The sequence below is a fragment of the Microlunatus soli genome, from assembly GCF_900105385.1.
Taxonomy (GTDB): Bacteria; Actinomycetota; Actinomycetes; order Propionibacteriales; family Propionibacteriaceae; genus Microlunatus; species Microlunatus soli.
This window is the reverse complement of sequence record NZ_LT629772.1, coordinates 2,992,465-3,014,991: the sequence shown is the minus strand read 5'-3', so window position 1 is coordinate 3,014,991 and position 22,527 is coordinate 2,992,465. Positions and strand designations below refer to the sequence as shown.

20 protein-coding genes are annotated in these 22,527 nt (G+C 68.1%); 12 read left to right on the top strand and 8 right to left on the bottom strand.

From position 1 onward, the window contains the following. Positions 1 to 26 precede the first annotated feature (26 nt). Positions 27 to 335, bottom strand: coding sequence for a hypothetical protein (locus BLU38_RS13840; protein ID WP_091525678.1), 309 nt, complete (start codon positions 333 to 335; stop codon positions 27 to 29). Beyond that, positions 262 to 1,038: a DUF6668 family protein gene (locus BLU38_RS30900; RefSeq protein ID WP_157683449.1), complete on the bottom strand. Its 777-nt coding sequence runs from the start codon at positions 1,036 to 1,038 to the stop codon at positions 262 to 264. The genes BLU38_RS13840 and BLU38_RS30900 overlap by 74 nt, the downstream gene beginning before the upstream one ends. A 234-nt stretch (positions 1,039 to 1,272) precedes the next feature. On the opposite strand from BLU38_RS30900, the gene BLU38_RS13830 reads away from it, so the two are divergent. The 3 genes from BLU38_RS13830 to BLU38_RS31215 all read left to right on the top strand — a co-directional run bounded on the left by BLU38_RS13830 (position 1,273) and on the right by BLU38_RS31215 (position 6,545). Continuing rightward, a complete protein-coding gene (locus BLU38_RS13830; RefSeq protein ID WP_091525674.1) occupies positions 1,273 to 2,322 on the top strand; it encodes a C40 family peptidase in 1,050 nt (349 codons plus the stop codon). Then, entirely contained in the window at positions 2,319 to 3,002 is a 684-nt protein-coding gene (locus BLU38_RS13825) for a hypothetical protein (RefSeq protein WP_091525672.1), read from the top strand. Before BLU38_RS13830 ends, BLU38_RS13825 begins: the two co-directional genes overlap by 4 nt. Positions 3,003 to 3,134: 132 nt before the next feature. Continuing rightward, entirely contained in the window at positions 3,135 to 6,545 is a 3,411-nt protein-coding gene (locus BLU38_RS31215) for an LAGLIDADG family homing endonuclease (protein WP_172836140.1), read from the top strand. A gap of 20 nt (positions 6,546 to 6,565) precedes the next feature. On the opposite strand, the gene BLU38_RS13810 is transcribed toward BLU38_RS31215, so the two are convergent. The 3 genes from BLU38_RS13810 to BLU38_RS13800 are packed head-to-tail and all read right to left on the bottom strand — an operon-like array spanning position 6,566 to position 9,144. After that, the gene (locus BLU38_RS13810; protein ID WP_091525670.1) at positions 6,566 to 7,348 is read right to left on the bottom strand and encodes an ABC transporter permease; all 783 of its coding nucleotides are present in this window, start codon (positions 7,346 to 7,348) and stop codon (positions 6,566 to 6,568) included. A gap of 33 nt (positions 7,349 to 7,381) precedes the next feature. After that, positions 7,382 to 8,149, bottom strand: coding sequence for an ABC-2 family transporter protein (locus tag BLU38_RS13805; RefSeq protein WP_091525668.1), 768 nt, complete (start codon positions 8,147 to 8,149; stop codon positions 7,382 to 7,384). Then, positions 8,137 to 9,144, bottom strand: coding sequence for an ABC transporter ATP-binding protein (locus tag BLU38_RS13800; RefSeq protein ID WP_091525666.1), 1,008 nt, complete (start codon positions 9,142 to 9,144; stop codon positions 8,137 to 8,139). The genes BLU38_RS13805 and BLU38_RS13800 overlap by 13 nt, the downstream gene beginning before the upstream one ends. 89 nt (positions 9,145 to 9,233) lie before the next feature. On the opposite strand from BLU38_RS13800, the gene BLU38_RS13795 reads away from it, so the two are divergent. After that, the gene (locus BLU38_RS13795) at positions 9,234 to 9,950 is read left to right on the top strand and encodes a MerR family transcriptional regulator (RefSeq protein ID WP_172836139.1); all 717 of its coding nucleotides are present in this window, start codon (positions 9,234 to 9,236) and stop codon (positions 9,948 to 9,950) included. Between the two features lie 9 nt (positions 9,951 to 9,959). On the opposite strand, the gene BLU38_RS13790 is transcribed toward BLU38_RS13795, so the two are convergent. Beyond that, a complete protein-coding gene (locus BLU38_RS13790) occupies positions 9,960 to 10,763 on the bottom strand; it encodes an SDR family oxidoreductase (protein WP_091525662.1) in 804 nt (267 codons plus the stop codon). A gap of 69 nt (positions 10,764 to 10,832) precedes the next feature. Beyond that, positions 10,833 to 11,003 (bottom strand): aldo/keto reductase, encoded by a 171-nt coding sequence (locus tag BLU38_RS31715; protein ID WP_231920333.1) that lies wholly within the window; start codon positions 11,001 to 11,003, stop codon positions 10,833 to 10,835. Positions 11,004 to 11,624: 621 nt separating this feature from the next. Here BLU38_RS31715 and BLU38_RS13780 point away from each other — a divergent pair. The 7 genes from BLU38_RS13780 to BLU38_RS13750 all read left to right on the top strand — a co-directional run bounded on the left by BLU38_RS13780 (position 11,625) and on the right by BLU38_RS13750 (position 19,337). Further along, positions 11,625 to 12,446 carry a M55 family metallopeptidase gene (locus tag BLU38_RS13780; RefSeq protein WP_091525660.1) on the top strand — a complete coding sequence of 274 codons (822 nt, stop codon included), beginning with the start codon at positions 11,625 to 11,627 and terminating at the stop codon, positions 12,444 to 12,446. An 80-nt stretch (positions 12,447 to 12,526) separates the two neighbouring features. After that, positions 12,527 to 14,089 carry an ABC transporter substrate-binding protein gene (locus BLU38_RS13775; RefSeq protein WP_091525658.1) on the top strand — a complete coding sequence of 521 codons (1,563 nt, stop codon included), beginning with the start codon at positions 12,527 to 12,529 and terminating at the stop codon, positions 14,087 to 14,089. Positions 14,090 to 14,114: 25 nt separating this feature from the next. Continuing rightward, positions 14,115 to 15,047, top strand: coding sequence for an ABC transporter permease (locus tag BLU38_RS13770; protein WP_091525656.1), 933 nt, complete (start codon positions 14,115 to 14,117; stop codon positions 15,045 to 15,047). Next, a complete protein-coding gene (locus tag BLU38_RS13765) occupies positions 15,044 to 15,976 on the top strand; it encodes an ABC transporter permease (protein ID WP_091525654.1) in 933 nt (310 codons plus the stop codon). Before BLU38_RS13770 ends, BLU38_RS13765 begins: the two co-directional genes overlap by 4 nt. After that, positions 15,973 to 17,022 (top strand): ABC transporter ATP-binding protein, encoded by a 1,050-nt coding sequence (locus BLU38_RS13760; protein ID WP_091525652.1) that lies wholly within the window; start codon positions 15,973 to 15,975, stop codon positions 17,020 to 17,022. The genes BLU38_RS13765 and BLU38_RS13760 overlap by 4 nt, the downstream gene beginning before the upstream one ends. After that, positions 17,019 to 17,864 carry an ATP-binding cassette domain-containing protein gene (locus BLU38_RS13755; protein WP_157683448.1) on the top strand — a complete coding sequence of 282 codons (846 nt, stop codon included), beginning with the start codon at positions 17,019 to 17,021 and terminating at the stop codon, positions 17,862 to 17,864. Before BLU38_RS13760 ends, BLU38_RS13755 begins: the two co-directional genes overlap by 4 nt. A gap of 57 nt (positions 17,865 to 17,921) precedes the next feature. After that, positions 17,922 to 19,337, top strand: a complete 1,416-nt coding sequence (locus BLU38_RS13750; RefSeq protein WP_157683447.1) for a serine hydrolase domain-containing protein — start codon at positions 17,922 to 17,924, stop codon at positions 19,335 to 19,337. A 42-nt stretch (positions 19,338 to 19,379) separates the two neighbouring features. On the opposite strand, the gene BLU38_RS13745 is transcribed toward BLU38_RS13750, so the two are convergent. Next, the gene (locus BLU38_RS13745) at positions 19,380 to 21,200 is read right to left on the bottom strand and encodes a DUF2207 domain-containing protein (protein WP_091525646.1); all 1,821 of its coding nucleotides are present in this window, start codon (positions 21,198 to 21,200) and stop codon (positions 19,380 to 19,382) included. 223 nt (positions 21,201 to 21,423) lie between these two features. On the opposite strand from BLU38_RS13745, the gene BLU38_RS13740 reads away from it, so the two are divergent. Next, positions 21,424 to 22,413 (top strand): RNA polymerase sigma-70 factor, encoded by a 990-nt coding sequence (locus BLU38_RS13740; RefSeq protein ID WP_172836138.1) that lies wholly within the window; start codon positions 21,424 to 21,426, stop codon positions 22,411 to 22,413. The last annotated feature ends 114 nt before the right edge of the window (positions 22,414 to 22,527 follow it).

The following is a 22,527-nucleotide window of genomic DNA, read 5'->3' as shown; positions in this document are numbered from 1 at the left end:
TCATGATCAACAATGCAGGGTCGCGGTCAGGCGCTGACCAGGAAGCCGACCAGTGATCCGGCCGCGGAGATCACCACAACTCCTCCTAGGGCCATTCCGATCTTCCCGACGTGCTCGCCGCCCTCACCGCGTCGGGACTGGATGGCCATCAGGGCGCCGGCGATCACCAGGCCGAGGATGCAGACCGCCAGCGCGATCCATTTGGCCCAACCCATCACAGCGGTGATGCCTTCGGTTCCGGGCGGCTGCTTGACCGCCGGATCACCGGGGATCTGCAACGGGACGAACGCCGCGATGTGTTGGGTCAGCGGGATGATCGTTTCGAGAACGTGCATGGTGGATTCCTTCCAGGCTTACAGAATCGGGAAATTCGGGTTCGGGCGCGGGTGGGATGCCGGCAATGCTGGGTGGAGCGGGCGCGTCGGACGAGCCGACCAGCGCGTCGAGGTCGCTGAGCAGCCGACGAACCGGGCGCGGCAGCTCTGCGGGCGGAGGGTTCTCACCCATCCGCCAGGCCTCCGACCACGGCAATCGCCAACACCTCGGCGCGCCCCCTGCGACGACCGTCGCCAGGTCGCGGGCGGGTTTGGGCAACGTTCCGGGGGCGTCGGCGATGATCACCAGTCCGAGCAGCTCCAACCAGCCGATCGCGCCGCCCGCCCACTGGATCAGCGCAGCCTGCGCCGCCGACAGACCCGGCACGTGGGAGCGACAGGTCAGCACCAGCCGGTCCGGTCCGCCGCTCCTGTTGATCGACGGTATCGTCGCCGGGAAGCCGTGCCCGGCGGCGGACCAGCCGGGCCGCAAGGCGGCGATCGTGGATTCGCCTGCACCGCCGTGAACGCCCAGCACCCACAGCGAAGCCGGCGGTCCGTGCTGTTCATGGACGCCGATCCGGAACGCCGGATCGGGGACCCGGCCACCGCGTTGCGGTCGGTCAGGACCGGTCCGCAGCGGCTCACGATCAGAATCCTGTCGGTCCGGCGACGGCGACGACGGCGCTCGCCGCAACAACCACGGGTTGATCTTGTCCGACACGTCGATGACCTCCCTACTCGCTCGCAGCACGTACGGCAACGTGCGACAGGGACAACAACAGCACGATTCGCCACCGGTTCCGGCCGCCCATGGGGTGATCGGCCGATATCTGTGGATAACTGCCCGGATTGCCTTCAGGACCGGGCCTAGCCTGAATCCACCGGCGGCAACTGCGCGACGCCGCAGATCGGTGAATTCAGGCTGAGCGTTGACGATCATGAGGGAGGAACAGTCGTGCTGCGTCTGCGCATCATGATCTGGATCGGCACCGCGGTGCTGCCGTTGTTGATCATGCTGCTGATGTTCGTGCTGGTGCTCGCGGCCGGTGTCCCGGCGGTGATGTATGGCGGCGACGACGAGGCAGATCTCTTACCTGGAAGCGTTCCCGATCAGTTCCGATCGGCCATCAGCTTGGCCGGGACACGTTGTCCGGAGGTCTCGGCGCCCCTGATCGCGGCGCAGCTGAAACACGAATCGGAGTTCCGCTCCGACGCTGTCAACGCCAGCACCGGAGCCCGTGGGATCGCGCAGTTCATGCCCGCGACCTGGTCGGCCTGGGGCAAGGACTACGACGCCGACGGCAGGGCCGATGCCGGCAATCCGCTCGATGCGATCGGCAGCGAAGCCGACTACCTGTGTGCGATCGGCGGACAGATGAAACAGTGGCTGGCGGACGGATCGGTGCATGGTGAGCTCACCGACCTGATCCTGGCCGGCTACAACGCAGGTCCGGGCGCGGTGCTGGCCGCCGCAGGGGTGCCGGCGATCCCCGAGACCACCGACTACGTCCGGTCGGTGACTGCCACGATGGCGACCCTGTCCACGCCCGCCACCGGTGACCCGCTGGATCCGGGAGCCGCCGCGGACGCGGGCGCAGCAGCTGATGCGGTACCGGATTCGCTGGCAGGCAAGGCGATTGCCGCCGCTCAGGCCGAGCTCGGCAAGCCGTACATCTTCGGATCGGCCGGCCCCGACACCTGGGACTGCTCATCGCTGATGCAACACGCCTGGCAGTCGGTCGGGGTGCAGATCACCCGGACCACCTTCACCCAGGTCGAGTCGGCGCGGCTGCGACAGATCCCTTACCGACAACGACGAGCGGGCGATCTGATCTACTTCAAGATGAACGGAGCCGGCGGGCCGTTCGACCATGTCGGCATGGTCTTCGACGCCCAGAAGATGATCGAGGCGCCCCGCACCGGTCTGAACGTGCGGTACCAGGTCTACAACGACGACTACTACCGGTCCCGCAGCCCGATGATCATGCGTGTGGTGGCCGGATGATGACGGCGAGCCGTCTGCTGGTGATCCTCGTCCTGCTGACGTTGGCCGCCGGCTGTGCGCGAGGGCAGTCGGCCGACGACCGATCGGGGGAGCGTCCGTCGCCGATCGCAGCGCCGTCGCCGGCCGCGTCGGCCGCGTCGGCCGAGGGGGCGCGGCCGTTCCCCGGCGGTCACCCCTCGCGCGGCAGCTCGGGATCGGGGCCTGCTGTTGCCGATCCCCGGTCGACCGAGCCGGACGCGGCCCGCGGGTTGACCGCGAGCCAGCGTCGGGTTGACCGACGCGATGCCGATCAGGTGGCGACAGCGTTCGTCGTCCGCCTCGAGGCGTGGGACACCGCACTCGACCGTCGCCCCAATGATGCCGTCCGCCGTGCCGTCGCGTTCGCGGATCCGGTGCTGCGGTCCCGGTTGCTGGCGGCCGAGCCGCGGTCCGGCCCCGGGGCGCGCTGGAACCAGTTGGCCGAGCACCGCGGCTGGACCTCGGTACGCACCCGGCTGGGCGGTCTCGGTCCCCCGCCGACCACGGATCGGTCCGCCGTCCGGGCCGTGTCCGTCACCCCGGTCGACCACGGCGCCGGCGACTGGATCGCGTTCCCCGACACCGGTTCGACCTACATCGTCACCCTCCGGCGTCAGTCGCAGGATGCCGGATGGACCGTTGTCGGCTATACGATCCAATGACTCGTTCCAGCACGCGCCCCGGCACGTTGGAACCTGGGGTCCTTGTTCCTGCGTCTGATGTCCAGCGTCGGATCATTCCTGAGGCGGGGGTGCTACGTCGGCGCTGGGCGGGAACAAGGGGAGAAACAGGCAATGAGTAATGAAACGGTGCCCAGCTGGCCTCGCATCGAGGCAGTGGCTCGGGAGGACGGTACCGGCGAAGTCATCGTCGGCGGCGCAACCTTTCCGGTCGCGGAACCGGACCTGGATCGGGCACGGGTCGCGATCATCGGCAAGGTGACCGAGACCGCCGAGCGACTCGGTCGACCCGTCCGGGTCAGCACGAACGGCCCGGACGGACACTGGCCACTGGTCGTGCACCCGAACGGACACGTGGCCGCCGACGACAGTCCGGTCGTCGATGACGCCGCGGAGACCGTCGAGCCGGGAGTGCCGACCTTGCCGAACCGCGAGGCGTACAACGGATCGCCGGTCCCGCAGTCGCCGCGGACGGCGCTGCGCCCGCCGGCGCCGGCTGCCGAGGAATCCGAAACCGAACCGCCGGCGCCGGTCGCCGACGAATCCGAGACCGAGCCACCGGCCGAGCCCGGGTGGGATCAGGACAGCGAGGACGATTCCTTGGTCGGCGAGTTGTTGGCCGGAGATCAGCCGAAGCCGGACTCCGCCGTCGAGGTGACCGAGTCGCGTCGGCTGGACTGGAAGTCGGTCTGGGAGCCGTCGGAGCGTTGGAACCGGCGCAAGACGAAAAAAGAAGACCTGCCGAAGCTGCGCTTCCACGAGTCGGCCCCGTCCGAGAAGTCGGCCCCGTCGGCACCCGAGGTCGGGACCCGGTCGGATCCGCAGCCGAAGGAAGCCTCGGCGGCTGCTGGGGGAATCGAGGGGGCACAAGCGAGCTCTGTTGCGTCCGGTGCTGTCTCGTCCGAGGCCACCAAGCCGGGTGCCGCCGAGCCTGGTGCAGTCGAGTCGGCAGTGACCGAAACCGAGGTCGCCGGAGCCGACGGGTCGAACGCGGCTCCGCGGCCGGTCTGGCAGACCAGCGCTGATCGCGGCGAGCCAGCCGGCGGTCCGGCATCGGCCGAGAACAACAAAGATCAGGCCCAGCACGATCAGGCCCAGTTCGGGGCAGCCCAGCCCAATCAGCCGCAGTTCGGCCGACGACCGTTCGGCCAACCGCAGTCCGATCAGCCGCAGGTCGCCCAACAGCACTCCGAACAGTTGCCGGCAGCTGCGGCCCGGCGCGACGGGGCAGCCACTGATTCACCGGCGTCGACGTCGGAGCGGACGCTCACCCAGCAACAGGCAGCACCGGTCGGTGCGGGGCGGCCCGCGCCGATCGAGAACGGAGCCACCGTGCCTGCGCAGGCCGGGGCCGAGGGGTTCGCGGCCGGCCAGCAGCCGCCGACCGAGAACGGCATCCCGGACGGTCCGCAGCAGCGTCAGTCGTTCCTGGTCCAGGAGTCGAGTGAGGAACCGGCGTCACGAGGGTTCCGCGGCTTCCTGTCCCGGGCCGGCTTCAAGGTCGCTCCGAGCGAGCTGGAACGCTCCGAGCGCAACGACATGATGGCGGTCAGCCAGCATTGGCCGGGACCGCGGACGATCGCCATCGTCAACGGTAAGGGCGGGGCGGGAAAGGCGTTGGCCGTCACCGAGCCGGTTCTCACACCCAGTGGGTATCGGCCGATCGGGTCTCTGGCCGTCGGTGATCAGGTCTACGGACGGGACGGTCGACCCCATGCCGTCCTCGGCGTCTTCCCTCAGGGTGAGCGCGAGCTCTTCACGGTCACGTTCACCGACGGCACCTCGGTGCTGGCCGATGGCGACCATCTGTGGGAAGTCGAGGGAGTCAATGACCGCGGCCGACACCAGGATTGTGCGGTCGAGGTCTGCGATCGAGAGGCGATCGCCAGCGGATTGTGCCACCCGCACTATCGCCAGCAGCGCCGCAAGCCGGCGGCCGTTCTTTCGGCGGTCGGTCCGGCGCGGACGGCGACGACGGTTGTCCGCGCGGAGTCCGGTGCGCGGATCATGACGACGGACCAGCTTCGCGATGCCGGGCTGCACACCGATCGTGGTCCGCGCGGTCGACGCCACAAGTTCTTCGTTCCGACGGCCGAGCCGGTTCAATTCGCCGGCAGCCCGGTGCCGCTCGATCCGTACCTGATCGGTCTGTTGCTCGGCGATGGCAGCATCAGCAGTCCGGCACTGTCGTTCTCGACCATCGACCCCGAACTCGTCGAAGCGGTGGAGCAGACGCTGCCGGCCGGCGTGCGGATCCGCTACAAGGATCGCTGTGACTACCGCCTGGTCCGCTCAGCGCAATCGGGGCCGAACCCGCTGCGCAAGGCGTTGGTCGATCTCGGTTTGTACGGGCTGACCAGTGAGCACAAGTTCATCCCGCGGGTCTACAAACTCGGCGACATCCCGACCCGGACCGCTGTGCTGCAAGGGCTGCTGGACACCGACGGGAGCAGTGAGCGCGGAGTTGCCGCGTCGTTCACCTCGACCAGCGAACGTCTCGCGAACGACGTCAAGTTCATCGCCGAGACCCTCGGCTGCGTGGTGACCATGTCCTTGCGCGGGACGAGCGCGTACACCTACGGCGGCGAACGGCGATCGGGCAAACCGTCCTGGACGGTGCGGATCAAGGCACCGGTCGGACTGGAGCTGTTTCGGCTGAAACGAAAGCGCTCGCAGACCCGCAACGGTCAACGCACCGCCTACCGAGGCATCGCCAGCATCGAACCGGCGGGCCGGGGAGAGGCAGTCTGCATCGCCGTTGCCGCCGATGATCATCTGTTCCTCACCCGATCCTGCGTTCCGACCCACAACACCCCGACCACGATCCTGCTGTCGGCGGTGTTCGCGCTGTTCGGTGGCGCAGGGGTGGCGGCCTGGGACAACAACCAGACCCGCGGCACGCTCGGTTGGCGGACCGAACAGGGTGGGCACGAGGCAACCCTGCTCGACCTGCTGCCGGAGGTCCCGCGACTGCTCAGCACCGGTGCCCAGGCAGCCGATCTGGCGCACTTCGTGCACCACCAGACCCGGGATCGCTTCGACGTGCTGCGATCACAGCCGATGGTGTTGGCCCATGAACAGCGGATCGAGCCGCGGGACGTGGATGCCATCCACTCCGTGCTCGGCAAGTACTATCGGCTGATCTTCATCGACAGCGGCAACGATGAGTCTGATCCGATGTGGTTGCGGATGATCGATCATGCCGACCAGTTGGTGGTCGCTACCACGACCCGTAATGATCATGCCGAGGCCGGCGCGCTGCTGCTGGAGGCGCTGGCATCCAGGGACGAACGATCGGCCCGATTGGCCCAGCAGTCGGTCGCGGTGATCACGCAGGCCGACTCCAACGCCGCCGCCAACGACGTACGCCGAGTCCGGTCCGGCTACCAGGCGCTGACCCGGGCGACGGTGCCGATTCCGTTCGATCCCGGCATGGTCGACGGTCAGTTGCAGTTCGCGCTGCTCAAGGCGGAGACCCAGCGGGCCTGGCTGGCCGCCGGTGCCGCCGTAGCCAACGGACTCTAGTGCTTCCCTGAGTCTCGGGCTCAGCTTGTCGCACTCGTGTAGCGGGACAGCCCGACCCGCCAGATCGAGACGGCAGCGGCGGAACTGATCACCGCCACTGCCGGTCCGGTCAGCGTCCACCACGGCGACAGCGTGCCGGCCAGGACGGCGGCGGGAACGGTCGCCAGGAAGGCGACCGGCAACAGATAGGTCAGCACGAAGCGGACCGGCCGAGCGAAGATCGTCGTCGGGTACGGCGCCGTCTGCCAGACGGCGTCATAGGCGACGTCCAGGGTCAGCCCGAGGGAGAAGAACACCGTCGCGGCGATCAGGCAGCGGGTCGCCCACATGATCACCGCGGCCGAGATGATCATCAGCAGCCAGCAACCGATCAGCGGCACCGACGGGGCGCGGTCCAACCGGGAGACGCCGAGCACCGCGGCCACGATCCCGATCAGGGTCTGACTGAGCGCCAGTGGTGCGACCCCGCCGAGGCTGACCAGGAACAGGATCGGCGCCGGCTGCAGCAGTTGCTCGTCGAAGCTGCCGTCGCCGACGTCGCCGGCGATGAACCGCAGGTTGGGCTCGACCAGGGCCCGGCGCAGTCCGGTGACGATGTGGAACGTCCCGAGCAGCAGGATCGCGGCGGCAGGGCTGAAGCCGCCGATGGTGTCGACCCGGGTGAAGAGCACCAGCACCGCCGCTGCCGAGCTCGCCACCGTCGCAACAGTTGCGATCACCTCGAACGCCAGATCGGTCCGGAAGCTCAACTGCCGCCGCAACGACATCGAGACCAGAGCGCCGTAGAGCCGCAACAGATGCATGATCAACTCCCTCCGTGGTGTGTCGGCGAGCTGCTAGGCGCCGACGGCGGAGAAGCGACGCAAGCCGGACCGCCAGGTCAGCCGGGCCAGCACACCGGCGACCAGCAGCCATCCCAGCAGCACCAGATGGCCCGCGATCAGCTCCGATCGCGGCAGCACGCCGGCCGCGATCTCGGCCGGCAGACCGAGCATGGCCCAGAACGGGAGCAGCCGGGCCACGTCGGCCAGGCCGGACGGCAGCAGGAACACCGGCGCCGCGATGCCGCCGGCCAGGGCGATGATCGTGTTGGCGAATCCGACGACATTGCGTGCCTGGTCGGTCCAGAACGCCGTCAACGCGACGGTGGTGGTGAACAGGAAGCGCAGCATGCCGGCCAGCAGCAGTGCCGGCAGCGCGGCCAGTAGGGTGGCCGGCCGGGGCGCCGTCCCGGTGAGCAGGCCGAGCACGATCACCAGCGGGACACCGATCACCAGATGCCAGAACCGCAGCGCGAGATTCGTACCCAGAAAGGGGATCAGGATCGGCTGCGGTTGGAGCAGATCACCGGCGAGGTCGCCGCTGAAGATCGCCGAGGCTACGGTGTGGTCCTCGTAGCTGACCGTGGCCAGCTGGATGATCAACAGCGCCAGGAAGTAGTTCGCGATCTCCGGGTCGCCCGGGGTGACGGCCCGCCAGACCGCGAAGCCGATGATCGGCGCGACCGCCTGGTTGATGATCAAGGTCAGCAGGAACGATCGCCAGGTCCATTGGTCGAGACAACTGCGCCAGGCCGACAGGCCGAGCAAGATCAGGATCCGCACGGTCGGCTCCGGTAATAGGCGTCGAGCACAGTCTCCAGCGGCGGATCGACAACGGACAGATCCAGCGGTTCGGCTTCGGCGAGGACCGCCGCCGTGGTCCGGGCGACCGAGGCCCGCGGCACCCGCAACGAGATCTGATCGGGCTCCGGACGGTCGACGATCTCGCCGTGCCGACGCAGGACCTCCCGATCGGTGCCCGGCGACAGGGTGAGCCGCAGCTCCTTCCACGGGGACAGGTTCGCTGCCAGGTCGGTCAGGGTGCCGTCGTAGCGGATCGTGCCGTCGTCGATCAGCAGAATCCGCTGACACAGCGCCTCGACCTCGGTCAGGTAGTGGCTGGTCAGCATCACCGTCGCGCCCGTCGTCGCCGCGTATTCGGCGATGTAGCGGCGAAACGTCAGCGCGGCCGACGCGTCCAGACCGATGGTCGGCTCGTCCAGGAAGATCACCGCCGGTCGATGGACCAGGGCCAGCCCGAGCGCGACCCGCATCCGTTGACCGAGAGACAGCCCGCGGACCTGTCGGCCCATCAACGCGCTGAGGCCCAGAACCCGTTCCAGTTCGGCGATCCGGTCGTCGATGACCGACCGCGGCACCCGGTAGAGCAGGCAGCGGTAGCGGACGTGGTCGGCGACGGTCAGCTCGCTCGGTCCACTGATCGGCTGGCTGCCGCGGAGCAGCGCGATCTTCGACAGGAACTCCGGCTCCCGGCGATGCGGCTGATGGCCGAGCACCTGGGCCACGCCGGCCGTCGGGTGCAGGATGCCGGTCAGCATTTTCATGGTGGTGGTCTTGCCGGCGCCGTTCGGTCCGATGAATCCGACAACCGATCCGGCGTCGACACCGAAGGACAGCTCGCTGACAGCCCGGACCGTACGGTGTCGGCGGCGAACCAGAGACGTCGCCGCTGCTCGCAGTCCGGCGGCTCTGACCGGCGTCCTGAAGCTCTTCGTCAACCGGTCGACGCTGATCACCCGGTCGCGGATCGCTGTCATGGTCGCTACGCTACGAAAGTGATGCAAGCCTGCAAGATCACGAGTAACCCGGCCATCACCACCGCCTGATCATGGCCGAGAATCTTGCAGTGGCTCCTGAAGATCCAACTGCAACCCTGCGACCGATCGATCTGGCCCGCGGCGCCGACATCAGCCCCTCCTCGGTCCGGATGTACGAAGCCGAAGGATTCATCCCGCCGGCGGTTCGGACGGCCACCGGACACCGCCGCTACACCCCGAGCCAGCTGCGCCGGCTGCTCGTCGCCCGCACCCTGCGGACCGGCTACGGATGGTCCGACGCGCGAGTGGTGATGCGGGCGGTCAATGCCGGCGACATCGACGGCGCACTGGCCGTGACCAATCGGCGCCACGCCGACCTGCATCGGGAGGCCGAACGCCTCGGCCGGGCGATCGACGCCATCGATGACGCCCAGCTGGAGCAGCGGTCGACCGGGGACACGATCCGACCGCTGAGCATCGGTGCCGCAGCGGCCCGGCTCGGCGTGACGCCGGCGACCTTGCGGCACTGGGAGTCGGTCGGGGTGATCGATCCGCCGCGCGCCGCCAACGGACGTCGGCACTACCGTCCGACCGACCTGGGTCAGCTCGAACTGGTGCAGGTGCTGCGCAGCGCCGACTACAGCTTCGCCGCTATCGCCGAGCTGCTCGCCGGCCTGAAGACCGACGACCCTGCCCAGGCCCGTCGCGCATTGGCCACCCGGCAGAGCCAGCTGCGACACCAGAGCCGGGAGGCCGCCCGGGCGACCCACGAGCTCTACGGACTGATCGCCGAGCTCCAGAGTTAGCTGCGCCAGTCAGCCGCGGCCCACGTACGGCATGGCGGTGGCCATGATCGTCAATTCCTGGACGTTGACGTCCAGCGGGAGCAGTGCCATCCGGACAACGGCATCGGCGGCATGTCGGGCGTCGAAGGTCGGCTCGGCACGCATCGACCCGTCCGCCTGGCGTGTCGAGGTCCCGATGCCGGCGGTGATCGCCGTCGCCGCATTGCCGATGTCGATCTGGCCGCAGGCGATGTCGTACGGCCGACCGTCCAGGGACAGCGTCTTGGTCAGCCCGGAGATCGCATGTTTGGTCGCGGTGTAGGCCGCGCTGCCGGGTCGCGGGGAGTGCGCGGAGATCGAGCCGTTGTTGATGATCCGACCGCCCTGTGGACGCTGGCGCTTCATCTGGGCGAACGCCGCCCGCGAGCACAGGAACGTCCCGGTCAGGTTGGTGGCCACCGACGCCAGCCAGTCGTCGACCTCGACCTCGTCCACATCACCGGTAGGTCCGAACCGGCCGGCATTGTTGTAGAGCAGATCGATCCGGCCCCACTCGGCGACGACCGCTGCGAACGCCGACTCGACCTCCTCGGGGCGGGAGATATCGGTCGGGAGCACAATCGTCGATCCGCCGGCCAATCCCGCGGACTCCTCCAGCGTCTGCCGGTGCCGTCCGAGCAGCGCCACCCGGAAGCCGGCCGCAACCAGCGCCGTCGTCGTCGCCCGCCCGAGCCCGGAGCCGGCACCGGTGACGACCGCGACCGGGTGATCCGGCGGCACGTCACGGGAATCGGCGGGCAACGCAGCATCCTGAGGGAGATCGTCATCGGGCATGCCGAGATGATGTCACGGCGGCTCCGCGTCCAGATCTGCCTGATCGCCGACCGGGCAGCCGACCCCTGATCAACCGATCAGGTCCAGATCGTCGGCGGTCAGCCGGATACCGGCCGCGGCGACATTCTCCTCGAGGTGCGCTGGATCGCCGGTCCCGGGGATCGCCAGGATGTTGGGTCGATACTGCAGGGTCCAGGCCAGACGGATCTGTGCGGCGCTGGCGTGGTGCCGACCGGCCATCGGCCTGCATTTCGGTGAGCCAGCCGAACCGATCACCGATGGAGTCGTGACCCGGCTTGCGGACGATCCTCAGATTGACCAGGTCGAGCCGCTCGACACCGAGTCGCCGCAGATTCTCCTCCACCTGCCGCCGAAGTTGATCACGGGTGTCGGCGTGCTCGAAGCCGCCGGCGGTGATGCCCGGTCCGACCTTGGTGGCGATCGTCAGGTCGACGGCGCGTCGCAGAACCCGATGAGCGGTGCTCGGATCCGGATCGACGGTGAGCCGCATCGACCCGAAACCCATCCGATGAACGACCCGGTCACCCAGTTGCCAGGTGCCTGCTTCGGCGGCTGGAAGAGCCATGATCGGTTCAACCTATGCCGTCGGCGGACGACCGGCAGCAGCGCGCCGGCTCGCGCTGCGACGGTCGGCGCGAACAGATCGACGCAGGTCGACCGAGCTCCCGGCCGCGGTAAAGCTTCCGTTACGGATTGGGCGGGTCGGTATCGATGATCTTGCCGTGCTGGGCAGGATGTTGCTGAGTTACCTGACAGCTGTGTTGATCGTAAATCCTTCCACTGCTCGTCGGGTGCCCGTATTGTCAGTTCGACGCGAGCGAAACGAGGTCATGAACAGCGATGCAGGTGCTCATCTCGGCCGACATGGAAGGGGCGACCGGCGTCACCTACCCGCGCGACGTCCGGCCACGTAGCGAGGAATGGCACCGCTTCCGCCACCTGTTCACCGCCGACGTGAACGCGATCTCACTCGGGCTGCTCGACGTCGGCGCCGAGGTGTTGATCAACGAAGCCCACGCCACCATGCGCAACCTGGTGCTGGAGGAGTTGGACGAACGGGTCCGGATGCTCACCGGCAAGCACAAGCGGCTCGGAATGATGGAGGGCATCGATCAGGCCGACGGCGTGGTGTTCGCCGGCTATCACGCCGCCGCCGGTCAGCGGGGCATCCTGGCCCACACCTACCTGGCCAACTCGATCACCTCGGTCTGGTTGGACGGAGTGATCGCCAGCGAGGGTCGATTGAACGCCGCGCTCGCCGCCGAATACGGCGTACCGGTGATCTTGGTGACCGGCGACGACAAGACCTGCCAGGATGCCGCCGACTACGCGCCCGATGCCGAGGTCGCGGCGTTGAAGACCTACATCAGCAGATACTCGGCGATCTGCCTGCCACCGGCGCGAACCCAGGAGCTGCAGCGATCGGCGGCCCGATCGGCCGCCACCAAGATCGGCAAGGTCGCACCGATCACCGGCCGGCACCGGATCGAGGTCGAGTTCGACGCCGTCCAGCTCGCCGACGCGACGGCGATCATCCCGACGGTCGAACAGGTCGATCACCGACGGGTCGGCTACAGCGCAGCGACGATGACCGAGGCGATGACCACCTTCAAGATCGTCACCGCGATCGCCGCCGGTGCGATGGAGGAGTCCTACGGCTGATCAGCCGGCGGAGGCCGTGACCCAGCCGACAGTTTGAACCCGGACCACACCGGCCGGGGCCATCGGGGAGAGGGAACATCATGAAACGCACCAAGATCGTCACCCTGATCGCGGCCGCCGTCCTGCCCATCGCGGTGGCCGGCTGTGGCGGGGGCAGTCCCGGCGGGACGTCCGGAGCCGACGGGTCGAAGCCGCAGGCCGGGGGTGATCTGGTGATGGCCCGCGCCGAGGAGCCGACCAGCCTGGTCCCCACCGTGCCGACCGACAACGCCGCGATCTGGACGATGGAGGAGATGTACGACACGCTGCTCGCGCCGTCACCGGACGGCAAATCCTTGAAGCCGTCACTGGCCACCGAATGGAAGCAGTCGGACGACAAGTTGTCCTGGACCTTCACGCTGCGTGACGGTGTGAAATTCAGCAACGGCCAGCCGATGACCTCGGCCGACGTCAAGTTCTCCCTCGCGCAGGCCAGCAAGTCCGACGCACCGTTCTCCTTCATCAACAGCGTGATCGCCTCGGTGACGACCCCCGACGATCACACCGTGGTGGTGAAGACCAAGAAGCCGTGGTCGCCGCTGCCCTCGGACATGGCGCTGTACGCCAACTCGATCGTGCCCAAGGACTACGCGGGCATGAGCCAGGACGAGTTCGCCAAGAAGCCGATCGGCACCGGACCGTTCAGCTTCGATCACTGGACCAAAGGCCAACAGATCAAGCTGGTCAAGAACCCCAACTACTGGAAGCCCGGGCGGCCCTACCTGGACTCGGTCACCTTCAACGTCGTCGGAGACAGCAACACCCGCGCCACCCAGGTTCAGAGCGGCCAGATCCAGATCAACGAGGGCCCCGCCTACTCCACCATCAAGGGGCTGGAGAATCAGAGCGGCGTCAAGGTCGGCAAGTTCGAGTCCAGTTGGGTCAGCTACCTGACCATGAACAATGAACACAAGCCCTTCGACGATCCGAACGTCCGCAAGGCGATCGCTCAGGCCGTCGACCGGCAGGCGTTGATCAAGACCGTGCTGTTCGGCAACGGCAAGCCGGCGACCTCGTACCTGACCCCGGCGCTGTGGGCGCATGACGATTCGGTCAAGCCACCGGCCTACGATCTCCAGGCGGCCAAGGCGACACTGGCGAAGTCCTCCAAGCCGAACGGTTTCAGCACCACCCTGTTGATCAGCTCCGGCGATTCGGACTCGGCGACGTCGGCGCAGTTGATCCAGGCGTCATTGGGCAAGATCGGGATCAAGGTCAAGATCAAGACCCTCGACGCGTCGGCCAGCTACGCGGCCCGGCAGGCCGGCGACTTCGACATCGGCTTCACCGGCTGTACCACCGACATCATCGACCCCGACGAGATCATCCGGTTCGCCGGTCTCTATGACGGCGGCTCCCACGCGGTCTACTCCTTCTACAAGAACCCGGAACTGGACAAACTCGCCGACCAGGCGACCAAGATCACCGATCAGACGGCACGGAAGAAGATCTACGACCAGATCCAGCAGAAGGTGAACCAGGACATGCCGCACGTGCCGCTGTACTACACGCCGGGGCTGTACACCTACTCCGACACCGTGCACGGCTTCAAGCCGTTCCCGACCGGCAACTACAACCTGGTCGACGTCTCACTGTCGAAGTAGCCCGTCGGGCGGAGAGGGCCATCTGGTGGCACGGTATCTGGGCAGGCGGCTGCTGCTGCTGTTGGTGGTGATCTACGGCGTGATCACCATCGCGTTCATCCTGATGCACCTGACGCCGGGCGACCCGGTGCTCACGTTCCTGGGCGACAAAGCCACCCCGCAGGCGATCGCAGCGCTGCGGCACCAATGGGGACTGGACCAGAGCCTGGGCAAGCAGTATCTGCGGTTCCTCGGGGAGACGGTCACCGGCCAACTCGGTGACTCGGTCTACTTCCGGACACCGATCGTGCAACTGTTCGCGGTCCGACTGCCGGTGACCCTGTCGCTGATGGTCCTCGGCGCCGTCGCCGGCGTACTGATCTCGGTGCCACTGGCGATGCTGGCGGCCACCCGGCCCGGTGTGCCGGCGCAGTTCGTGCGGATCTTCAACGCGGTCGTGCAGGGGATGCCGTCGTTCTTCATCGGCAGCATGCTGATCGTCCTGCTCGGGCTGCGGATCCGGCTCTTCCCGGCCGGCGGCTACGGCGACACTCCGCTGACGAAGCTGTATGCGTTGATCCTGCCGGCGATCACCCTCGGCATCGCCCTGGCACCGTTGCTGGTGCGCAGCATGCGGGCATCGATGACCGAGGTGTTGTCCAGCGAGTTCGTCGCCTTCGGCCGGTCCAAGGGGCTTGGCCGCAAGCGGCTGATGATCAGCTACGTGCTGCGCAACAGCAGCATCTCCGGGGTCAGCATCCTCGGCATCCAGGTGGGAGGCCTGGCCGGCGGAGCCCTGGTCACCGAGCAGGTCTTCGCGCTGCCCGGGATGGGATCGATGCTGATGACCGGGATCCTGAATCGGGACTATCCGGTGGTCCAGGCCTGCACCCTGGTGTTCGCGATCTTGGTCGTCCTGGTCTACCTGGCGACCGACCTGGTGTACGCGTTGCTCGACCCGCGGGTGAGGCTGTCATGACGGCACCGGAACAGCGGCCGCTGGACACGCTGGAACCGGCGTCGGCCGCCGCCGGCGTCGCGCAGCCGACCGTTGCCGAGGTCGGAGTGTCACCGCTTCGGCTGTGGACCCCACGGTTCCTGCGCGGCGGCGGCCTCGGGATGTGGATCGGGTTGCTGATCATGGTGATCATGGTCGGCGCCGCCGTGTTCGCGCCGCTGCTGACCTCCTACGACCCGGCGCAACCGGACCCGAGCGCGGCACTGCAGCCCTTCTCCGGCAAGCATCTGCTGGGCACCGACAATCTCGGACGGGACGTCTGGTCCCGGCTGCTGTACGGCGCCCGGCAGGACCTGGCGATCGCCACCATCGCGGTGCTGGTGCCGTTCGTGATCGGTGTCATCGTCGGCACCATCAGTGGCTACGTCGGCGGCTGGCTCGATGCGATCCTGATGCGGATCGCCGACATCGTGTCGGCGTTCCCGTTCTACGTCCTGGTGATCACGCTGGTGTTCGTGCTGGGCAGCGGCAAGACCAGCATCTTCATCGCGATCAGTATCGTCAGCTGGGTCGCCTATGCTCGGATCGTCCGGGCCGAGGCGCTGGTGCTGCGGGACCGGGAATTCATCCAGGCCTGTCGGGCCGGCGGCATCGGCGGGCCGAGGATCGTCTTCCGGCACCTGATCCCCAACGTGGTCACCCAGGCGATCGTGTACGCGATGAGCGACATCGTGATGAACATCGGAGTGATCGTGACGCTCAGTTACTTCGGCCTCGGCATCACCCCGCCGACGCCGGACTGGGGACGGATGATGTCGGACGGGCAGCAGTTCCTCGCCGCCGGCTATTACAGCCTGACCCTGGTACCCGCCGCGGCGACCGTGCTCAGCAGCCTCGGGCTGTCACTGCTCGGCGACGGTCTGGCGCATCGACTGAGGATCAACCGATGACCGCGCATGACCGAGGTCCGCAGCTTGTCGACGGACCGCTGGCCGCCCCAGTCGGAGATCCGCTGCTGGAGGTGATCGATCTGTCGGTCGCGGTCGATCTGGGGGACCGCCGCGAACTCGCGGTGGACCGGGTCTCCTTCACCGTGGCGGCCGGCGAGGCCCGCGGCCTGGTCGGCGAATCCGGATCCGGCAAGAGCCTGACGCTGCGCGCGATCATGGGCCTGCTGCCGACCAACGTGACGGTGACCGGGGGACAGATCCTGTTCCAGGGAAGGGATCTGCTCGCCGACGGCGGACGCTGGCAGCAGCAGATCCGCGGTACCGGCATCACGATGATCTTCCAGGAGCCGGCCGTCGCGCTGAACCCGGTGCTGCGCGTCGGCGACCAGGTCGCCGACGGTCTGCGCGAGCATCGAGGGCTTTCCCGACGGGCCGCGCGGGAGCAGGCCGTCCGGTTGTTGGAGCTGGTCGGCGTCCCGGATCCGGGCCGCCGGGCGAACGCCTATCCGCACGAGCTGTCCGGCGGCCTGCGGCAGCGGGTGATGATCGCCGCCGGGGTCTCCTGCGAGCCGGAGCTGATCCTCTGCGACGAACCGACGACGGCGTTGGACGTCACCATCCAGGACCAGATCCTGCGGCTGTTCGCCCATCTCCGCGACGAGCTCGGTGCCGCGCTGCTGTACGTCACCCATGATCTCGCGGTGGTGGCACAGCTGTGCGACACGATCAGCGTGCTCTACGCCGGCAGGGTGATGGAGGACGGGCAGCACCTGCAGTCGGTGTTCGAGCATCCGGCTCATCCCTACACCGGCGCGCTGCTGGCGGCCACGCCACAGATCGACGGCCCGGTGCGACGGCTGGAGGCCATCCCAGGAGCGGCGCCGGCGCTGGCCGACCGGCCCGCCGGCTGCCCGTTCCATGATCGATGTCCGCGGGCGACGGAGGAGTGTCGACAGACCGACGTACCGGTCGAGCCGATCGCCGCCGGGCGACTGGTCGCCTGCCTGCATCCCTTGCTGGGAAGCGAAGTCGAGGTGCCGTCATGACGCTGTCGGACCAGCCCGGCGCCGGTGCCGGACGAGCACCGCTGCTCGAACTGACCGACCTCAGCCAGACCTTCCGGACCGGGCACGGTCGGCACGCGCAGACCGTGCACGCACTGGACCGGGTATCGCTGCGGGTCGACGACGGCGAAGTGGTCGGCCTGGTCGGCGAGTCGGGATCGGGCAAGTCGACCCTGGCCCGGGTGGTCTGCGGCCTGCAGGGCTACGACGGCGGTGAGGTGCGCTTCGACGGGCGGGTCCTGGGCCCGCGTCGTCGGACCGTCGACCGGAGGGCCATCCAGCTGGTCTTCCAGGACCCGTACGCCTCGCTCGACCCGCGGATGACGATCCGGCAGACCCTCGGTGAGGTGCTCGGCGTCCATCGGATCGTCGACCGTCGGCAGTTGCGGACCCGGTCGGCCGAACTGCTGGAACTGGTCCAGCTGCCGTCCCGGCTGCTGGATTCCCGGCCGTCGGGGATGTCGGGTGGGCAGCGGCAGCGCGTGGCGATCGCGCGGGCGCTGGCCGTCAACCCCCGGTTGTTGATCGCCGACGAGGCGGTGGCGGCGCTGGACGTCTCGGTGCAGGCGGGCATCGTCAACCTGCTGGACGATCTGCGGACCGAGCTCGGGTTGACCATTCTGTTCATCGCGCATGATCTTGCGGTCGTCCGGTCGTTGTGCGATCGGGTCGCGGTGATCTATCAGGGAGTGATCGTCGAGGACCGTCCGGCAGCCGACCTGTTCGCCGACCCGCAGGACGACTACACCCGCAGGCTGCTGTCAGCGGTGCCGCGACTGGACGGCCGCCGCACCACCGCCCTCGGAGACGACTACAGCCGCTGAACCGGACTCCCGCCGGGAAGGAACCGGGCCGGTCGCAAGATCATCTACGGTAGGGCTGTGGGCTACTTCAACGACCGGGTCTCACTGACCCGCAGCGCCGTCCGGGAACTGTTCACCGAGCGGATCGAACAGGGTCGGGCGCCGGGCAGCGTCTACGCGGTCTTCGATCGATCCGGGATCATCTACGCCGACGGGCTCGGCGACCGAGGCGACGGTCGGCCGCCGACCGCCGACACCGCCTTCCGGATCGCCTCCTGCACCAAGAGCTTCACCGCAGCGGCGCTGCTGATCATGGTGGAACGCGGCCTGGTCGGTCTGGACGATCCGATCGACACGCTGGTCAAGGTCGGGCCGATGATCGGCCCGGACGGAGCGCCGTCCGCGGCGCCGACCCTGCGGCAGTTGGTCTCGATGGCCGCCGGACTGCCCACCGACGATCCCTGGGCCGATCGCCAGGAATCCTTGTCCGCTGAGGCCTTTGCCGCGATCATCGCCGACGGCATCCGATTCAGTGGGCGGCCGGGTCGGCAGTACGAGTACTCCAATCTCGGTTTTGCTCTGCTCGGTGCGGTGATCGAACGCGTGACCGGCAGGGGCTACGTCGACGTGGTGACCGAGGAACTGATCAAGCCCCTCGGACTGTCCGGGGTCGGCTACGACACGGGCGTCGAGGGCACCGACGGGTTGGCAACCGGATTCGTGAAGGTCGACGACGAGTGGGAGTCGCAGGACTTCTCAGCACCTGGTGCTTTCTCACCGATCGGTGGCGTGTTCGCCACCGCACGCGGACTGTCGCAATGGATCGGCTGGCTGACCGAGGGGTTCACCGAGCTCGACGATCATGATCAGCCATTGGGTCGACTCAGCCGGCGGCTGATGCAGACGCCGCAGACGACGATCCCCTCCGGTGCTGTCGATCCACAGTCCTACGGGATGGGCCTGGTGATCGAGGACAACGGCAGGCACGGCACGATCGCCGCCCACTCCGGGGGCTACCCCGGCTTCGGCTCCCACATGCGCTGGCATCCGGAGTCGGGGATCGGCGTACTGGCGTTCGAGAATGCGCGCTACGCCGCACCGATCGCACCGGTCACCCGAGCTCTGCAGTTGATCTTGGACGAAACCCTTCGCCCGGACGCCGAGCCCGGCCTGTGGCCGGAGACGATCGCAGCGCGGGACGCGGTCGAGCAGCTGTTGCGGCGCTGGGACGATGCCGCGGCCGAGGCCCTGTTCGCCGACAATGTCGATCTTGACGAGGCACTGTCCCGACGGGCGTCGGCGATCGCCGACCTGGTCGCCGAGGTCGCGCCGGACGACGAGGCGTTGGCGTTGATCGACTCGGCGCCGGTGAGCAGGACCCCGGCCCAGCTGGCGTGGACGGTTCCGGGCCGCCACGGCTCGCTGCGGTGTGAGATCCGGCTGACCCCGACCAACCCGCCGAAGGTGCAGACCCTGACCGTCCGTCGCGGCTGAAGCTGCCGAGGGTCGCAGCAGTGGTTCCCCAGCGCGCTGGTCTCACCAGCCGCCGCCACCACCGCCACCGACACCGCCACCGCCGCTGAAGCCGGATCCACCACTGGACGATGCGGTCATCGCCGTGGTGGCAGCGGAATCAAAGCCGTTGATCGCGTCCACGAACGGCGAATCACCCGACCCGGAGAAGGACCAGACCGCGGCGCCGACGTACCAGTTCGGTGTGGGCACGTCGACACCGCGGCGGGCCAGCTCGGCGAAGATCTTGGTCCATCGCTCGGCCAACCCCCAGATCATCGCGTACGGCAGATAGCGGGAGAAGATGTCGACCCCCTCCTCGAACTTGATCTGATCGGCCTCGGCGGTCTTCAGATACTCCTTGAATCCCAGCGCCTGATCATGAACGGCGGTGCCGACCGCGGTCCGCCCGGGCGCCCAGATCGCCATGATCGCCACCAGGACGCCCAGGAGGGCAACGCCGAGGCCGACGAACCCGAGACGCAGGGTGAAGCCGAGAGCGAAGATCAGGACGATCCCGATCACCAGGATCCCGACGCCGGCCAGGATCCAGCGGCTGCGGACCGTGCTCGGATTGCCGCGGTACCAGCCCAACTCGTCGGTGACCTCGCGGTACAGCGCCTGCTGACACTTGCCTGACGCCTTGACGATGCCGCCCCGCTTCAGGTTGACCACCGTGTCCTTGGCGAAGATGTCGGCGAGCAGCCGGGACTCGTAGGGCCGGAGGCCATCCCGGGCCTTGTCCGTGGCGACCAGCTGCCAGTCGTCGGCGTCCTCGCCGGTCTCCTCGATCCGCAGATAGCCGCGGGTGGCCAGATCGATCACCGTCGCGGTGACATCCTTCTGGTCCGCCGTGGCATCGGTCAGGACGCCGATCTGTCCCGGCGTCACCCCCTGCGGTGGGTGGAACTGCACCGCCACCGGATGCGCCCGGTCACGTTCGATCGAGGCGGTCTCACCGGCCGCCGGCTGTTGCCCGGGTGCAATGCCGGCGAACCGTAGATCACCGCCGATCCGACGAACCAGCCGGACGGCAAGGATCGCGCCCGCGGCCAGCACCGCAACACCGACGCCACCGGACACCGGATTGAGCCCGAACACCCGGGCGGCGGTGTACCGCTCGGTCAGGATCGGTTGTACTCCGGGGAAACTGCCGGCCGGCATTCCCGCGACGACCTGCAGCCCGTCGCCCGGCTCGAGATCGACGCCGGGGGCGAAGGTCGCCGACCGACCCGACTTCGTCGGTTGCTCCCGGCACGGCGTGCCGTAGTCCGACCCGGTGAAGCAGCCGACCCGTTCGATCTCGGCAGGCGTGGTGATCGTGACACTGACGTCGGACAGCGGGATCTCCCATTGATCACCGACCGCGTTCCAGCTCAGCTCGTCCAGGCCGCTGCCGGTGGCCTTCGGGTTGACGACACCACCGATCGTGTACGTGACGTGATAGGTCTGGGTGCCCTTCACCTCGACATCGGGATCGCCGATCTTGATCAGTACCGCACCGCCTTCGCGTTCGATGTCGGTCTGGGCCGGAGCATTCTTGCTCGATGCCGTGATCTCACTGATCGGCAGCGATCGCCAGTGATCCCGGTCGCCCTCGATCGCCATCCGTTCCGGCAGCACCAGGTAGGGGCCGTGGCCCTCATCGGACCCGAAATCGAAATCGAAGTCCAGCGTGACGTCGAGCGACCCGTCGGTCCGCAGCGTCCCGCGGACGTCGTAACGGGTGATCGAGTCGTCGTCGCTGCTGTCGGCCCGGGCAGTGGGCGAGATCGCGATCGACAGCGCGACACCGACGACCAAGACGGCCAACCAACGGAACACGTTCCGGAGCACAGCGGACACCTACCTCGTCGACGACATTCCGTCCAGCCTAGGCAAGGTGTGGGTCGATCGCCTCCGCCGTACGGATGAGCCGCGGCTCCGCGCCACGGAGGACATCGGCCTGCTGCCTCTTGGTGTCGACGGGCACTCGGCTGCCGGACGTCGCGGGTTCGCAGGCCCGGCGATCGCAGTGCCGGATAGGGTTTGTCAGAGTGCCCAGGGACGGCCAGAAAGGATCTCGGCGATGCCGGAGACCAGCGCGACGGGTGTTGACGGGCTATCCGAGGACGAGGCGTCCGGGGGTGCTGTCTCCCCGTCGGCCGACCGGCCCAACGGGCTGGACCGACCTGATGCCGACGCCGTCTTCGCCGAAGTCCGGCCACGGCTGTTCGGGATCGCCTACCGAATGACCGGAAGCGTCGCCGACGCCGAGGACCTGGTGCAGGAGGTCTGGATCCGCTGGCAGGCCACCGACCGGTCCGCCGTCCGCAACCCGCCGGCCTACCTGGCGACAGCCATCACCCGGCTGGCGATCAACACGCTGACGACTGCACGCGCCCGACGCGAGAGCTACGTCGGGCCCTGGCTGCCCGAACCGGTCGACACCTCCGCCGACCCGCAGCTGGGCGCGGAGCGAACAGCAGCGCTGGATGCGGCGTTGCTGCTGCTGATGGAGAAGCTCACCCCGACCGAGCGCGCCGGCTACGTCCTGCGGGAAGCCTTCGACTACCCGTACGAGCAGATCGCCGAGATCGTCCAGACCTCCGAGGTCGCGGCCCGCCAGTTGGTCAGTCGGGCCCGGAAGCGACTGGCCGAACAACGACATCGGCCGGTCGACGCCGGACAACACCGGCGACTGCTGGAATCCTTCATCACCGCGGCGCGCACCGGTGACCTGCCGGAGCTGGAGCGGCTGTTCCGCGCCGACGTGGTCAGCTACTCCGACGGCGGCGGCACCCGGGTCCGCGGTGTCGCGCCGATTCCGGTGTCCGGTGCTACGACAGTGGCCAGGTTCCTGCGGGCGTTCGCGCCACGCTTCTGGCCCGGCGTCACGGTCGACTACGTCGAAGCCAACGGCGGTCCCGCGGCACTGCTACGACGGGACGGTGCAGTGGCGGCGATGGTGGTGCTCACGGTGTCCGACGGCGGCATCGAGCAGATCCTCTGGCAGCTCGCACCGAGCAAGATCAACGGGTTCACCGACGACGAGGTCAGCGGGCGGCCGGTCGAGTGAGCCGGACGACCAGAATGACGACCGGCTCGACCTGGAGCGTCGATTTCCGCCCCGGAGGAGTGAGCCGGGCGTGAAAGGCGTCGTGTGGATACGCGGATCGCGCTCGATGCCGTG

Excerpts from the sequence above, each read along its gene's own strand:
- BLU38_RS31215 (WP_172836140.1), top strand. The coding sequence starts at position 3,135 with ATGAGTAATGAAACGGTGCCCAGCTGGCCTCGCATCGAGGCAGTGGCT.
- BLU38_RS13740 (WP_172836138.1), top strand. The coding sequence starts at position 21,424 with ATGCCGGAGACCAGCGCGACGGGTGTTGACGGGCTATCCGAGGACGAG.
- BLU38_RS13760 (WP_091525652.1), top strand. The coding sequence starts at position 15,973 with ATGACCGCGCATGACCGAGGTCCGCAGCTTGTCGACGGACCGCTGGCC.
- BLU38_RS13825 (WP_091525672.1), top strand. The coding sequence starts at position 2,319 with ATGATGACGGCGAGCCGTCTGCTGGTGATCCTCGTCCTGCTGACGTTG.
- BLU38_RS13765 (WP_091525654.1), top strand. The coding sequence starts at position 15,044 with ATGACGGCACCGGAACAGCGGCCGCTGGACACGCTGGAACCGGCGTCG.
- BLU38_RS13790 (WP_091525662.1), bottom strand. The coding sequence starts at position 10,763 with ATGCCCGATGACGATCTCCCTCAGGATGCTGCGTTGCCCGCCGATTCC.
- BLU38_RS13840 (WP_091525678.1), bottom strand. The coding sequence starts at position 335 with ATGCACGTTCTCGAAACGATCATCCCGCTGACCCAACACATCGCGGCG.
- BLU38_RS31715 (WP_231920333.1), bottom strand. The coding sequence starts at position 11,003 with ATGGCCGGTCGGCACCACGCCAGCGCCGCACAGATCCGTCTGGCCTGG.
- BLU38_RS13780 (WP_091525660.1), top strand. The coding sequence starts at position 11,625 with ATGCAGGTGCTCATCTCGGCCGACATGGAAGGGGCGACCGGCGTCACC.
- BLU38_RS13810 (WP_091525670.1), bottom strand. The coding sequence starts at position 7,348 with ATGCATCTGTTGCGGCTCTACGGCGCTCTGGTCTCGATGTCGTTGCGG.
- BLU38_RS13755 (WP_157683448.1), top strand. The coding sequence starts at position 17,019 with ATGACGCTGTCGGACCAGCCCGGCGCCGGTGCCGGACGAGCACCGCTG.
- BLU38_RS13800 (WP_091525666.1), bottom strand. The coding sequence starts at position 9,144 with ATGACAGCGATCCGCGACCGGGTGATCAGCGTCGACCGGTTGACGAAG.
- BLU38_RS13775 (WP_091525658.1), top strand. The coding sequence starts at position 12,527 with ATGAAACGCACCAAGATCGTCACCCTGATCGCGGCCGCCGTCCTGCCC.